The 14,517-nt window shown below is 68.3% G+C and carries 12 protein-coding genes; 3 read left to right on the top strand and 9 right to left on the bottom strand.

Annotation, left to right across the window (positions count from 1 at the left end; genetic code table 11):
- Positions 1–48 precede the first annotated feature (48 nt).
- Positions 49–1,407 carry an MFS transporter gene (locus tag ACIBO2_RS00435; protein WP_358548657.1) on the bottom strand — a complete coding sequence of 453 codons (1,359 nt, stop codon included), beginning with the start codon at positions 1,405–1,407 and terminating at the stop codon, positions 49–51.
- Between the two features lie 135 nt (positions 1,408–1,542).
- Here ACIBO2_RS00435 and ACIBO2_RS00430 point away from each other — a divergent pair, with 135 nt between their 5' ends.
- On the top strand, positions 1,543–1,929 hold the full coding sequence (locus ACIBO2_RS00430) for a MarR family transcriptional regulator (RefSeq protein WP_357650985.1): 387 nt from the start codon (positions 1,543–1,545) through the stop codon (positions 1,927–1,929).
- A 15-nt stretch (positions 1,930–1,944) separates the two neighbouring features.
- Here the strand turns inward: ACIBO2_RS00430 and ACIBO2_RS00425 are convergent, their stop codons facing one another.
- From ACIBO2_RS00425 to ACIBO2_RS00400, 6 genes are all read right to left on the bottom strand, one after another.
- Positions 1,945–3,222, bottom strand: a complete 1,278-nt coding sequence (locus ACIBO2_RS00425; RefSeq protein ID WP_358548861.1) for a thymidine phosphorylase — start codon at positions 3,220–3,222, stop codon at positions 1,945–1,947.
- A gap of 5 nt (positions 3,223–3,227) precedes the next feature.
- Positions 3,228–3,623 carry a cytidine deaminase gene (locus tag ACIBO2_RS00420; RefSeq protein WP_358431638.1) on the bottom strand — a complete coding sequence of 132 codons (396 nt, stop codon included), beginning with the start codon at positions 3,621–3,623 and terminating at the stop codon, positions 3,228–3,230.
- Positions 3,620–4,900 (bottom strand): ABC transporter permease, encoded by a 1,281-nt coding sequence (locus tag ACIBO2_RS00415; protein ID WP_358548660.1) that lies wholly within the window; start codon positions 4,898–4,900, stop codon positions 3,620–3,622. Before ACIBO2_RS00415 ends, ACIBO2_RS00420 begins: the two co-directional genes overlap by 4 nt.
- Positions 4,897–6,036 (bottom strand): ABC transporter permease, encoded by a 1,140-nt coding sequence (locus ACIBO2_RS00410; protein ID WP_397294601.1) that lies wholly within the window; start codon positions 6,034–6,036, stop codon positions 4,897–4,899. The genes ACIBO2_RS00415 and ACIBO2_RS00410 overlap by 4 nt, the downstream gene beginning before the upstream one ends.
- A complete protein-coding gene (locus ACIBO2_RS00405) occupies positions 6,036–7,643 on the bottom strand; it encodes an ABC transporter ATP-binding protein (protein ID WP_358548666.1) in 1,608 nt (535 codons plus the stop codon). The genes ACIBO2_RS00410 and ACIBO2_RS00405 overlap by 1 nt, the downstream gene beginning before the upstream one ends.
- 113 nt (positions 7,644–7,756) lie before the next feature.
- On the bottom strand, positions 7,757–8,836 hold the full coding sequence (locus ACIBO2_RS00400; protein ID WP_358548669.1) for a BMP family ABC transporter substrate-binding protein: 1,080 nt from the start codon (positions 8,834–8,836) through the stop codon (positions 7,757–7,759).
- A gap of 290 nt (positions 8,837–9,126) precedes the next feature.
- On the opposite strand from ACIBO2_RS00400, the gene ACIBO2_RS00395 reads away from it, so the two are divergent.
- On the top strand, positions 9,127–11,004 hold the full coding sequence (locus tag ACIBO2_RS00395) for a Xaa-Pro dipeptidyl-peptidase (RefSeq protein WP_397294599.1): 1,878 nt from the start codon (positions 9,127–9,129) through the stop codon (positions 11,002–11,004).
- Positions 11,005–11,199: 195 nt separating this feature from the next.
- Here ACIBO2_RS00395 and ACIBO2_RS00390 read toward each other — a convergent pair whose 3' ends face one another.
- Entirely contained in the window at positions 11,200–12,411 is a 1,212-nt protein-coding gene (locus tag ACIBO2_RS00390) for a M20 family metallopeptidase (protein WP_358548674.1), read from the bottom strand.
- 499 nt (positions 12,412–12,910) lie between these two features.
- Between ACIBO2_RS00390 and ACIBO2_RS00385 the strand changes: the two genes are divergently transcribed.
- The gene (locus ACIBO2_RS00385) at positions 12,911–14,314 is read left to right on the top strand and encodes a peptide ligase PGM1-related protein (protein ID WP_358548676.1); all 1,404 of its coding nucleotides are present in this window, start codon (positions 12,911–12,913) and stop codon (positions 14,312–14,314) included.
- On the opposite strand, the gene ACIBO2_RS00380 is transcribed toward ACIBO2_RS00385, so the two are convergent.
- A complete protein-coding gene (locus ACIBO2_RS00380; protein ID WP_357948621.1) occupies positions 14,274–14,477 on the bottom strand; it encodes an SCO4848 family membrane protein in 204 nt (67 codons plus the stop codon). The genes ACIBO2_RS00385 and ACIBO2_RS00380 overlap by 41 nt on opposite strands.
- Positions 14,478–14,517: the final 40 nt, after the last annotated feature.

Genomic DNA, 14,517 nt, shown 5'->3' with positions numbered 1-14,517 from the left:
GAGAAGGCCCCGCGCGGTCCGCGCGGGGCCCTGCCAACGAATCGGACGTCAGACCGTCTCGTACACCTTCGCCTCTTCCTGCGGGGCCGCCACCGGCTTGCGTACCCGCAGCCCGGTGGCCGAGATGGCCACCCCGACCAGCGCCAGCACCAGCGACACCACGATCGCTGAGCGGAGCGACTCGATCGACAGGGTGGTGCCGTTCGAGGTCAGCACCGCCGAGACCACCGCGAGCACGATCGCGCCACCCACCTGGCCGGAGGTGTTGAGCAGCCCGGAGGCCAGCCCCTGCTCGTCGTCGTGCACGCCGTTGGTGGCCTGGATGTTCAGCGGCGCGAAGGACAGCGCGAACGCGATGCCCAGCAGCAGCATGCCGGGAATGACCAGGCCGCCCAGGCTGGGGTGCTCGTCGATGCCCAGGAACATCGCGTAGCCACCGGCCAGCGCCGCCGCGCCGATGATGGTCAGCTTGGTGGTGCCGAACCTGTCGGCGAAGTCGCCCATCTTGGTCGAGGTGATCGCGACGAGCACCCCGGCGGGCAGGAACGCCAGCGCGGTGCCCAGGGCCGACCAGCCGAGCAGGTTCTGGAAGTACTGCATGGCCACGAACTGGAAGGCCACGTACGAGCCCATCAGGATGAGCAGCCCCAGGTTCGCCCGGACGAGCGAGCCGGAGCGCAGGATGCCCAGCCGGACCAGCGGGTGCTTCATCCGCAGTTCGGCGAAGACGAACAGGCCGAGCAGCGCGGCGACGGCGACCAGCGAGCCGATCGTGCGCAGCGAGGTCCAGCCGGCCTCGGGCGCCTGGACGACGGTGAAGACGAGCAGCAGCATCGAGGCGGTGATCAGCACGGCGCCGATCAGGTCGTGGCCGCCTTCGGCCCGCTCCTCCTCGCCACGCGGCAGCACCCTGAGCGCCGCGACCAGCGCGATGATCGCGACCGGCACCGGCATCAGCAGCGTCCACCGCCAGCCGATCTCGGTCAGCAGGCCGGACAGCACCAGTCCGAGCGAGTAGCCACTGGCGCCACACGCGGTGAAGATGCTGAGCGCCTTGTTGCGCTCAGGCCCCTCGGGAAACGTGGTGGTGATGATCGAAAGGGCGGCCGGCGCGGTGAAGGCGGCGCCCACCCCCTTGATGAACCTGGCCGCGATCAGCAGAGCGCCGTCGTCCACCAGACCACCGAGCAACGACGCCACGGCGAAGACACCCAGCGCGACCAGGAACACCCTGCGTCGCCCGAGCAAGTCGGCGGTCCTGCCGCCCAGCAACAGAAGACCGCCATAACCGAGCACGTAGCCGCTGACAACCCACTGCAGAGAAGAGGTAGAAAGGCCCAGGTCGTGCTGGATGGCGGGCAGCGCCACGCCGACCATCGACACGTCAAGGGCGTCAAGGAAGATCACTGCACAGAGCACGGCGAGCGCGCCCCAACGGGATGAGTGAGAGGACATGAGTCAGTACACTACATGCATCCGCATCTAATGCAAACGCATTTAATTCCGTTGCATCAGTTTTAGCGAAGTGGTAACCTCCGCGACATGGACGAGGAGTTCGTGGTCGGGACCTGGCACTACGTCCTGGCGAAGCACGCCAAGGCGATGTGCTCGCTGGAACGCGAGCTGGGTGACAAGCACGGCCTGGGGCCGAGCGAGTTCGAGGTGCTGGACCGGATCGTCCATCACGACAAGAAGCTCCGGATCCAGGAGCTCTGTGACGAGGTTCACCTGAGCCAGAGCGCGCTGTCCAGGGTCGTGGCGCGGCTGGAGAAGGCTCAGCTGGTCTCGCGCGGGGTGTGCGACCAGGACCGCCGTGGCGTCTTCGTCTGCATCACCGAGGCGGGGAGAGCGCGCCACAAGGAGGCCCTGCCCACGCAGCGCGCCGTCCTCGCCGACATCTTCGCCGACGCACCCGTCCTCGTACGCTGAAGTCCCCCGACGCCCCTACTGGGCCGTAATCCGGTCGAGCACCAGAGGCAGCACCTCGGCGCTGCCCGTCCCGACCTCGTAGCCACCCTGCAGCGCCGCCAGGGCCCGCTCGAAGCGACCCGTCTCGTCCGCGTGCAGCGTCATCAGCGGCTGCCCCTCACGTACGAGGTCACCCGGCTTGGCATGCAGCACGATGCCCGCCCCGAACGACACCGGATCCTCCTTACGAGCCCGCCCCGCCCCCAACCGCCAGGCCGCCAGCCCGACGGCATAGGCGTCCAGGCGTGACAGGACCCCCGAGTCAGGCGCCTCGACCACCATGGTCTCGGCCGCCCTGGGCAGGATCGCGTCCGGGTCGCCGCCCTGGGCGGTGATCATCCGGCGCCAGGCGTCCATGGCCGAGCCGTCCGCCAGCGCCCGCGCCGGGTCAGGACCGGAGATCCCGGCCGCCTCCAGCATCTCCCGCGCCAGCCGTACGGTCAGCTCCACGACGTCCGGCGGCCCGCCGCCCGCCAGGACCTCGACCGACTCCTCGACCTCCAGGGCGTTGCCCACGGCGCGGCCCAGGGGGCGGTCCATGGCGGTGAGCAGGGCGACCGTGCGCACGCCCGCGTCGGTGCCCAGCGCGACCATCGTCTCGGCCAGCTCGCGGGCCCGCTCCGGCGTCTTCATGAACGCGCCCGAGCCCACCTTGACGTCGAGCACCAGTGACCCGGTGCCCTCGGCGATCTTCTTCGACATGATCGACGAAGCGATGAGCGGGATCGACTCGACCGTTCCGGTGACGTCGCGCAGGGCGTACAGCTTCTTGTCGGCGGGAGCGAGACCCGAGCCGGCGGCGCAGACGACCGCGCCCGCCGAGCGCAGCACCGAGAGCATCTCGTCGTTGGACAGCGAGGCCCGCCAGCCGGGGATCGACTCCAGTTTGTCCAGCGTGCCGCCCGTGTGGCCGAGGCCGCGGCCCGACAGCTGCGGGACATAGGCACCGCACGCGGCCACCAGCGGGGCGAGCGGCAGCGTGATCTTGTCGCCGACGCCGCCGGTGGAGTGCTTGTCGGCGGTGGGCCGGTCCAGCGCGGACCAGTCCATCCGCTCGCCCGAGCGGATCATCGCCTGCGTCCAGCCGGCGATCTCGCGCCGGTTCATGCCGTTCAGCAGGATGGCCATGGCCAGCGCGGACATCTGCTCGTCGGCCACCTCGCCGCGGGTGTAGGCGTCGATCACCCAGTCGATCTGGGCGGCCGTCAGCTCGCCACCATCCCGCTTGGCGACGATGACCTCGATGACGTCCATGGCCATCAGGCCGACCTCGACAGGTCGTCGGGGCCGAAGGCGTAGGGCAGGATCTCGGCCATCCGCTTCGGCCCGTCCACGGTCTCGACCAGCAACTCCTCGCCGCCGAACTCGAAGAGCAGCTGCCGGCAGCGCCCGCACGGCATCAGCAGCTCCCCGTGGCCGTCCACGCAGGTGAAGGCCACCAGCCGACCGCCGCCCGAGGAGTGCAGCGCCGAGACCAGGCCGCACTCGGCGCACAGGCCCAGACCGTAGGAGGCGTTCTCAACGTTGCAGCCGGTGATGACGCGGCCGTCGTCAACGAGCGCCGCCGCGCCGACGGGAAACTTGGAGTAGGGCGCGTACGCGTTGTGCATGGCCTCGACGGCCTCCGTGCGCAGGCCGTCCCAGTCGACGTTCAATGCTGTTCCCCCCGGCGATAGCGCACGCCGTCGGCCTTGGGCATCCGCAGTCGCTGCGAAGCCACCAGGAGCACGAGCAGCGTGAGCACGTGTGGTGTGATGAAGACGAATTCGTTCGGCAACTTGTCGACGGTCAGCCACAGCCAGATCAGTACGATCGTGCCGGCGGCGGCCGCCGCGATCAGGTTGTACTCCCTGGCGCCCCTGGTGACCATCTCCGCCGGCTGGCCGGACGACAACAGCGCGCGCACCTTGGTGCCGATGTAGATGAGCAGCAGGATGGCGCCGAACAGGAAGAACGCCGTCACGGCCCCGGAGCTGCGCAGTTGCAGGCCGCTGGCGTAGCCGAACAGCGAGGCGCCAGCGGCCAGCCCCCCGGGCCGCCAGTTGCCGAAGATCATGGCGGCCAGACCGATGAACCCGCGGCCCGCCGTCTGGCCCTCGACGTACTTGGTGGAGATGAAGACCAGGAACACGCCGCCGAGCCCGGCGAACGCGCCGGAGATGACGACGGCCACGTACTTGATCAGGTAGACGTTCACGCCCAGCGACTCGGCCGCCCACGGGTTCTCGCCCGCCGAGCGCAGCCGCACGCCGAACGCCGTACGCCAGAGCACGAAGAACGTCAGCGGGAGCAGCAGCACGGCCAGGATGACCAGCACGTTCACCTCGTGGGTGAGCCCGCGCAGGATGCCCGCGACGTCGGAGACCAGGAACCAGTGGGTGCGCTCCAGGCTGCCGAGCCAGTCGGGACCCGCCGCGAACAGCGGCAGATTGACCTCGGGCGCCTCCGACGACATGGCCGGCGAGGTGGTGATGCCCGCGCCCGCCGCGGCCGCGCGGGTGCCCTCCCCGTAGAGGACCTCGGACAGGAAGCGGGTGATGCCGGGGCCGAGCAGGTTGATGGCGACGCCGCTGATGATGTGGTCGACGCCGAACGTCACGGTCGCGACCGCGTGGATCAGTCCGCCGAGCGCGCCGGCGATCAGCCCGGCGACCAGCGCGGCCATGAAGCCCCACTGGTATCCGGCCCAGCCGGCGAACCAGGTGCCGAGCACCATCATGCCTTCGAGGCCGATGTTGACCACGCCCGCCCGCTCGGCCCACAGGCCGCCGAGCCCGGCCAGGCCGATCGGCACCGACAGCATCAGGGCGGCGTTGAACGTGCCGGACGAGGTGATGTCGTCCTGCCCGGAGATGACGCGGACCAGCGACATGACCAGGATGAGCACGGCCACGCCGATGAGCGCCAAGTGGTATCGGCTGACCTTCGTCATGCTGTCACCTCAACGGGAGTGTTCCTGCCGAGCTGCTGAGCGGCCCGCCGTTCCTCGCGCCGCAGCGCGATCCTGCTGGTGATCTCGTTGGCGATGACCACCAGCAGCACGATCGTGCCCTGCATGATCATGATGACCGACGGCGGTACATTGGCGAACTGCAGCGGGCCCTGCGCATGGTCCAGGAAGCCGAACAGCAGCGCCGCGATGGCGATGCCACCGGGTTTGTTCCGGCCGAGCAGCGCCACGGCGATGCCCAGGAAGCCCAGGCCCGGAGTGAAGTTGGAGCCGAAGGAGTGCTTGTCGCCGAGGATCTCCGGCATGCCGATCAGCCCGGCGATCGCGCCGGAGAGCACCATCGCGGAGATGACCATCTTCTTCGGGCTGACGCCGGAGGCCAGCGCGGCCGAGGCGTTGAGGCCGCTGGCCTTGACCTCGAAGCCGAACCGGGTCCGCTCCAGCAGCACCCAGAGCCCGATGCCCAGCAGGACGGCCACCAGGAGGAAGCCCCACAGACCGCCACCTCGGGGCGCGGGCAGCCCGAACATCTCGAACAGGACGTTGAGGTTGGGGAACCAGGCCGACTCGGGCAGCGCGGGCGTCGTGGTGGTGAGCACGCCTTTGGCGCGCTCCCCCGTGAAGGGACCGCGGACGAGGAAGGCGGCCAGGTTGATCGCGATGTAGTTCAGCATGATCGTGGAGATGACCTCGTTCACCCCCCTCGTCACCTTCATCACGGCGGGGATCAGCGCGTAGAAGCCGCCGACGACCATCGCCACCACGATGATCACCGGGATCTGGATCCAGGCGGGCGCCACGAACGTGGAGCCGACGTACGCGGCGCAGATGGCCGCGATGCGATATTGGCCCTCGACGCCGATGTTGAAGAGGTTCATGCGGAAGCCGACGGCCACGGCCAGGCCCGCGATGTACAGCGGCACGGCCCGGTTGAGCATGGTCGTGATGCCGTTGACCACCGCCCGCTCGGTCTCGCCGAAGTCGAAGAAGGCGGCGAACGCGGCCTCGGGGCTGGCCCCCGCCGCGATGATCGCGACGCTGGAGATCAGGATCGCCAGGATGATGGCGGCGATGGCGCCGGCGACGGTCAGTAGCGCCCGGTAGAGCCCGGCGGGCATCACGTCTCCTCAGTGCTGGTGATGGCGCCGGTCATGTAGCCGCCCAACCGCTCGGGGGTGACGTCGGACGGGTCGAGGTGGGCGACGAGCCGCCCGCCGTAGATCACCCGCAGCGTGTCGGACAGGCCGATGAGCTCGTCGAGGTCGGCCGAGATCAGGAGTACGGCCAAGCCCGCCGCCCTGGCGTTACGCAGGTGGTCCCAGATCGCGGCCTGGGCGCCCACGTCGACGCCGCGGGTGGGGTGGGCGGCGATGAGGAACTTCGGCTGGCTGCTCATCTCACGCCCGACGATCAACTTCTGCTGGTTGCCGCCCGACAGGGCCAGCGCCAGCGTGTCGACGCTCGGTGTACGGACGTCGTATTCCTTGACGATGCGTTCGGTGTCGGCCCTGGACGAGCGTCGGTTGACCCAGATGCCCTTGCGCGCGGGCGGTCTGGTCTGGTGGCCGAGCACCCGGTTCTCCCAGAGCGAGGCCTCCAGCAGCAGACCCTGGCGGTGGCGGTCCTCAGGAATGTAGCCGATGCCCGACTCGCGGCGTTTGAGGGTGGTCCAGGTGCTGATGTCGGCGCCGTCGAGCGAGATGTCGCCGTGCACGGGCCGCATGCCCATGATGGCCTCGATCAGCTCGGACTGGCCGTTGCCCTCGACCCCGGCGATGCCCAGGATCTCGCCCTTGTGAATCTCGAACGACACGTCGTCGAGGAGCAGCCGGCGGCCCTCCTCGCGGAGTTTCGCCACGTACAGGGGGATCGAGGTGCCCTTGGGCACCGGGCGGAAGCCGTCGGCCTCCATGGTCAGGCCGGACACCTTGAGCGCTATCTCATCGGTCACCGTGGACTCGCGCGTCTCGGGCGTGGGCAGCTCGCTGCCGACCATGAGCTCGGCCAGCTGCCGCGCGGTGACCTCGCCGGGGTCGACGCTGGCGACCGTGGTGCCGCGCCGGATCACGGTGATCGCGTCGGCGATGCTGAGCACCTCGTCGAGCTTGTGGGAGATGAAGATGACCGTCAGGCCCTCGGCCTTGAGCTCGCGCAGGTTGTCGAAGAGCTCGTCGACCTCCTGGGGTACGAGCACCGCGGTCGGCTCGTCGAGGATCAGGATGCGCGCGCCACGGTAGAGGACCTTGAGGATCTCCACTCGCTGCCGGTCACCGACGCCGAGGTCTTCCACCAGCCGGTCGGGGTCCACCCGCAGGCCATGACCGGCGGCCAGCTCGCTGATGCGCGCGCGGGCCCCGGCGGAGTCGAGCCGGCCGCCCTTCTTCGGCTCGGCGCCGAGGACGATGTTCTCCAGCACGGTGAAGTTGTCGGCCAGCATGAAGTGCTGGTGGACCATGCCGATGCCCGCGTTGATGGCGTCGCTCGGCGTGCGGAAGGCCACTTCCACACCGTTCACCTTGATCGTGCCCTCGTCCGGCTTCTGCATGCCGTAAAGGATCTTCATCAGGGTGGACTTGCCCGCGCCGTTCTCCCCCACGATCGCGTGCACCGTGCCAGGTTGGACGGTGATGCGGATGTCATGGTTGGCGACGACGCCGGGGAAGCGTTTGGTGATGCCCTCCAGCTCGACGGCGGGTTGCACCGCGGCGAGGGTGTCGGCGTTCACAGATCGCTCACCGCTCCTCAATCGCTCCGCTCACTGGTGTCTCCAAGAGCGGATAGGCCGAAGGCCCGGGGTCGGTCTGGACTCCGGGCCCTCGGTCAACGTTCCTACCTCAATTACGGCTTGGACGGAACCGTGATTTTGCCGTCGATGATGTCCTGCTTGGCAGCGTCCAGCTTGTCCTTGATGTCGTCGATCTCGCCACCGGTGGTGGCCAGGCCCACGCCGTCGACCTTGAGGTCGTAGATGGTGTTGCTGCCACCCTTGGCGCCACCCTGGAACGCCTTGACGAACTCGAACACGCCGACGTCCACGCGCTTGAGCATCGAGGTCATGATGACCGACTGCAGGTCGGTCTCCTTGACCGTCTGGCGCTGGTCGGAGTCGACGCCGATGGCCTTCTTCTTGGCCGCGGCCGCCGCCTGGAACACGCCCAGGCCCGAGTCGCCGGCGGCGTGGTAGACGATCTCCGCGCCGTCCTGGTACATCTTCTCGGCCGCGACCTTGCCCTTGTCGGGGGCCTTGAAGCCGCTGAAGTCACCGTCGGGGCTGAGGTACTTGATGTCGATCTTGGCGTCCTTCTTGACCGACTTCACACCGGCCTCGAAGCCCGCCTGGAACTTCTTGATCAGGTCGTTCTCGACACCGCCGACGAAGCCGACGTGGCCGCTCTTGGCCTTGGTCGCCGCGGCGACGCCCGCCAGGTAGGAGCCCTGCTCCTCGGCGAACAGCAGGCCGGTGACGTTGGCCGCGTTCGAGGCGGAGTCGACGACCGCGAACTGGATCTCCGGGTATTCCTCGGCCGTCTTCTTGATGTCGTCACCGTAGGCGAAGCCGACGCCGATGATCGGGTTGTAGCCCGCGTCGGCCAGCTGGCGGAGGAGCTCGCCGCGGTTGGAGCCGTCGGCCGCGGGGCTCAGCTCCTTGATGTCGGCCTTGAGCTCCGTCTTGGCCTTCTCCAGGCCCGCGTAGGCGGCGTCATTGAAGGACTTGTCGCCACGGCCGCCGACGTCGAAAGCGAGGCCGACCTTGAGGGCGCCGGACTTCGGCGCCTCGCTGCTGGCCCCGGAGGTCGGCGCCGCGCTGGACGTGGCGTCGCTTCCCGTGCCGCCGCTGCCGCCACAGGCCGCGGCCGCCATCAGCATGGCCCCCGCTATCGAACCGGCCGCCATCCTGCCGAATCGCTTGCTGAGCAAGGCGACTCCTTTCCATTTCCCCGCCGTCAAACTTCGTCGCAGGCGCGAAGAAATGTACGGCAACCCTGCACGGAAGATAGTTGGTTGACCAGGGCGGACAAAACCGGCACACAGGGTCGCAACCGCTCCGTTATCGACATCACTCGTGTCCGTGACCTGAATCTGCGGATGCGGGTTGGGGACCGGCTCGGGAAGCTTTACCCAACTTTGGACACCGGGGGGCCCTTGCCGTCAGGTCGATCATGGCAGAGATTCCTGATCAACGGTGGATTTTCATCCTGGAGCCCTACATGCATCTTTGGAAGGCCATGATCATGCCCATGGCCGCGGTCCTCATCGCGGCCATGGGCGCGGCACCCGCCTCAGCAGATACACCGGCCGCCCCAGCCATCAAGATCGAGAACAACGCCACCCAGCCCGTCTTCTCCCGCGCCGACGCCGTCAAGCAGACGGTGTACGTCGAGGTCGCCGGAACCGACAGCGACAGCGACGGCCTGCCGGACCGCGTCGCCGTGGACATCCTGCGCCCGAAGGAGACCGACGAGGGCCTGAAGGTTCCGGTCATCATGGAGGCCAGCCCCTACTACGCGGGCGGCAACGACGTGCCGAACCACGTGGTGGACGTGGACGAGAACGGCAACCCGCTGCCGACCCTGCGCTCGTACGCGAACAAGCTGGCGGCCGAGCCGTTCGACGGCTACTACGACAACTACTTCCTGCCCCGCGGCTACGCGATCGCGCTGGTGGAGAACCTGGGCAGCGGCCGCGCCACCGGCTGCCCCACCACCGGCGACCGCAACGAGACGGCCGGCCCGAAGGCCGCGATCGACTGGCTGAACGGCCGCGCGAAGGGGTTCACCCTGGAGGGCGCGCCCGTCTCGGCCACCTGGTCGACCGGGAACGTGGGCATGATCGGCGTCTCCTACAACGGCACACTGCCCAACGCGGTCGCCTCGACCGGCGTCAAGGGGCTGAAGACGATCGTGCCCATCGCCGCGATCTCCTCCTGGTACGACTACTACCGGGCCAACGGCGGCGTGCTGGCGGCGGGCGGCTTCCAGGGCGAGGACGCGGACGTGCTGGCCAAGTACGTGCTCACCCGCGCCGACGGGCAGCAGGTCTGCGGGCCCGTCATGGACTACCTGACGGCGAGGCAGGACCGGGTGAGCGGCGACTACAGCCGCTTCTGGAACGCCCGCAACTACCTCAACGACGTCGACAAGGTGAAGGCCAGCGTCTTCGTCGTGCACGGCCTCAACGACTGGAACGTCAAGACCAAGCAGTTCGCCCAGTGGTGGTACGCCCTGTCCAAGCGCCACGTGCCCCGCAAGATCTGGCTGCACCAGGGCACCCACATGAACCCCTTCAACCTGCGCACCGTCGAGTGGCTGCGGCAACTGCACGGCTGGTTCGACTACTGGCTGTACGGCATCGACAGCGGCATCATGCGTGAGCCGCAGGCGGACGTCGAAATCGCCCCCGGCGAGTGGGGCACTCACGCATCGTGGCCACTTCCGGCCACCAAGCCAGTGGCCCTGCACCTCGGCTCCGGCTCGAAGCTGAATGTCTTCCCGCAGTACGCGGCCCGCGAGTCCTTCGTCGACCAGAAGACCCGCACCGCCGAACAGTTGGTGGAGGCGGCCCCGGCCGCGGATCCCAACCGCCTGGCCTACCTGACGCCGGAGCTGCCGGCCGCCGTCCGGATCTCCGGCACACCGACGATCTCGCTGCGAGCGGCCCGCGAGAGCGGCTCCAGCCCTTACCTCACGGCCCTGCTGGTCGACTACGGCACAGGCACCAGAGCGGACGGAACCCTGGTCCCAACAGGCGAAACCCTCTGCTACGGGGAAGGCGTCCCAGGCGACACGGGCTGCACGACATTGCGCAAGCTGGGCACGGCCACAACGCCCTACAAGATCGTCTCAAGGGGCTGGCTGGACATCAAAAACCGCCACGACCCGTCACGGACAGAGAGCGTCAAACCGTCCCAGGAATACACCTTCAACTGGGACTTCCAACCAAAGGACTACCGATTCGACCAGGGCCACAAGATCGGCCTGATCATCACGTCAACCGACCGCGACTACACGCTCCGGTACCCGGAGGGCTCGAAGTTCACCGTCAACCCGGCCAGGTCATCCCTGATCCTGCCGGTGGTCCGGCCATAGGGCGGCCGGGGTCAAGAATGCGCACGTCACGGCGCTCAACCCCGTAAGCCGGAGGAGCGTTTCCCTGGACAGAGGCCAGCCCCGCCCTGAAGGGTGGGGCTGGCCCATGCTTCCCGTAAAGGAAAATCAAGCACGTACGGTGGGGCGGGCCCGTGCCGACGCTCAGGTGGGGCGGGCCCTTGCCGACCGTGAAACTCAGGCGAGCACGGAATCGACGACGGGTTCCCAGAGCGCGGTCAGGGCGGTCGCGGCCATGAGGCGGACGCCCATGCCGATCGCCGCCTCGTCGATGTCGAAGGTTCCCTGGTGGATGTCGTACGTCACGCCGCCCGGCGAGCGCGTGCCCAGCCGGGCCAGCGCCCCCGGGATCGACTCGAGGTACCAGGCGAAGTCCTCGCCGCCGAGCGACTGCTGCGTGGGCACCACCGCGCCCGGCCCCAGCGCCCGCTCGACCGCCTCGGCCAGCATGTCGACGCTCATCTCGTCGTTGACCACGGGCGGCACCCCGCGCGTGTATTCCATCGTCGCGTCGATCCCGTAAGCGCCGGCGACCGACTCCAGCAGCGACTTGATCAGGTCGGGGGCCGCGTGCCAGGCGTTCTCGTCGAGGCAGCGCACGGTCCCCTCGGCCACGCCGTCGTCGGGGATCGCGTTGGCCGCGGAACCGGCCTGGACCTTGCCCCAGACCAGGCTGAGCGAGGAGCGCGGGTCCACCCGGCGCGAGAGCGCGGCGGGCAGTTCGGTGAGGATCTTGGCGAGGGCGAAGACCAGGTCGGCGGTGAGGTGCGGGCGGGCCGTGTGGCCGCCGGGGCCCGACACCCTGATGGCCAGCTTGTCGCAGGCGGAGGTGATCGGGCCGGGCTTGAGCCCGACGTGGCCGAGGTCGACGCGCGGGTCGCAGTGGAGGCCGAAGATGCGCTCCACGCCGCTGATGCCGCCGTGCGCCATGACCTCGAGCGCGCCGCCGGGCAGTTCCTCGGCGGGCTGGAAGATCAGGCGGACCCGGCCGGGCAGCAGGCCCGCGGCGGCCTGCTGGGCGAGGAAGATCGAGGTGCCGAGCAGGATCGTGGTGTGCACGTCGTGGCCGCACGCGTGGCAGGCGCCCGGGACGGTCGAGCGGTAGGGCACGTCTTTCTCGTCGTGCAGCGGCAGCGCGTCGATGTCGGCGCGCAGCGCGACCGTGGGGCCGTCTCCGCTGCCCACGTCGCAGATCAGGCCGGTGCCGCGTGGCAGCACCGACGGCACCAGACCGGCGGCGGTGAGCCGCTCGGCGATGCGCTGAGTCGTGCGATATTCAGCGAAGGCCAGCTCAGGGTGCATGTGCAAGTCGCGGCGGAATGCCACCAACTCCTGATCGGTCTCCGTCAGGAACGCGTCGAGTTCCCCCCGAAGCTCACGTCCCCGCATGAGTCACCGTCCCGTCCAATTGCCATGTGATCGTCGACTGCCTGAAGTCACACGGCTTATAGCGCCGTAAATCGTCCTTTGGCCTCGCAGCGGCCGGCTGTCCGGTCAGAGCAGCCGTCCGGCGAAAATGCCGCACCCACAGGTTTCGGTGCCAGAGATCGTCAGCACGGGGTTGTGATCCCCTCCTGAGGACAACCCACTGCGGAAACACGGCGGTGGCCATGAACCCGAAGGCGATGTTCCAACTTTATCTCTTGCGTGTGGCTTCGCGCCGACAGAAACCCCGAAAGCCAGGCGGCTGCATGCCCGTAACCGCAGGTCGTTACCCTGAGTGAGCGCGCAGATGACCCGGAAAATAGTCACAAGGGATCATTAGATGGTGACCCGTGGACACGACTTCCAAACGTGGTCTGCGCTTTCCAATCCTGTCACCTCCCGTCATGGTCATGACACTCCGACGATGGATGCTTTCGCGTAGAATGCGTGTTTCACTCGCAATATGATCACTAAAATCCCGTTCGGGGAGAAGTATGCCGGGTTGAGCATCTTCGAGCCGAGCGAGGGGACCCTGGTGGTCGTACCCTCGCTCTCTCTTCCGCAGGACGAGCTGCGCCGCATCACCGGTGCGAGATGTTACGAGGAGCGCCTGCTCTTCCTCCTCCTCACGCTCCGCGAGCCCGGCGTCAAAGTGATCTACCTCTCCTCCGCGCCCATCGATCCGGACATCATCGCCTACTATTTCGGCTTCCTGCCTGATCCGGATGACGCCGCCAAACGGCTGCGGCTGATCACTCTCGACGACCCGCACTCGCAGCCGCTGACCAGGACCCTGCTCTCGCGGCCCGAGATGGTCGAGCAGGTACGTGCGGCGATCGACGGCGACGCGTGGATGGTGCCGTTCGTGCTGAGCGAGCTGGAGGAGGAGTTCGCCGCGCTGCTGGGCATTCCCGTGTACGGCCCGGCCACGTCGCTCGCCTATTACGGCTCCAAGAGCGGCTCCCGCGAGATCGGCCAGGAGGCCGGCGTGCCGATGGCCCGCGGGTTCGGAGATCTGCACTCCCTGGCCGAGATCGAGGACGCGATCGAGGCGCTGCCGGGCCAGCGGGTGATGGTCAAGCTGAACGACGGCTACTCGGGTCTCGGCAACGCCATCGTGCCCAAGGGCGATCTGCCGGGGACGAGCTTCTCCGCGTACGGCGAGACCTGGAAGAGCTTCACCGCGAAGATCCGCGAACGCGGCGCGGTCGTGGAGGAGTTCATCGAACACCGCCCGCTGCACTATCCCAGCGCGCTGGCCCGCATCACGCCCGGCGGCCGGTACAGCGTCGTGGCCACCCACGACCAGGTGCTCGGCGGCGCCAACCAGGACGTCTACCAGGGCTGTACGTTCCCCGCTGCGCCGGAGTACCGGGCCGAGGTGGGCGCGTCGGCCGAGCGGATCGCCCGCGTGATGGCGGAGCGGGGCGTGGTGGGACTGTTCGGCATGGACTTCTTCGCGCTGGAGACCGACGCCGGGTACGCGGCGCTGCTGTGCGAGGTCAACCTGCGGATCGGCGGCACCACACATCCCTTCGGCGCCGCGGTGCTGACCACCGGCGCCTCCTACGATCCGGGGACCGGGCTGCTCATGGCCGGTGACCAGCCCAAGTACTACACCGCGACCGACAACTGCGCGGCCGGCTGCCTGCGCGGCAGCTCCCCCGGCCAGGTGGTGCGGATGGTCGAGGCGCTCGGTCTCGGCTTCGATCACACCCGTCGTACGGGAAACGTCTTCCACCTGCTCGGGGCGCTCCCCGAACACGGCAAGCTCGGCTTCACCACGATCGGCGACTCCCGCGAGGAGGCCGACGAGTTGCACCGGCTCACTCGCCGCGCGCTTTGCGGAGCCCCTTCCAGCCGATGACGGCCAAGACGATCGCGAGTATGAGATTGACCGCGATCAGGATGCCGTGCACCACATAGAAGCTCGTGGGATGGCCGTCTGCCAGGTTAAACCCGAGGTTGATCCACTCGAACACCATGAACACGCCGAGCACGATGAGGAATCCGGCGATCTTTCGCGACATGACCACTTCTCTAGTATCAGGTGCCGATCATCAGGGGATG

Origin of the sequence: Nonomuraea sp. NPDC050022, from assembly GCF_044460705.1 — a bacterium.
Taxonomy (GTDB): domain Bacteria; phylum Actinomycetota; class Actinomycetes; order Streptosporangiales; family Streptosporangiaceae; genus Nonomuraea.
The sequence above is the reverse complement of the archived record's forward strand: the minus strand, read 5'-3'. Positions and strand labels throughout refer to the sequence as shown.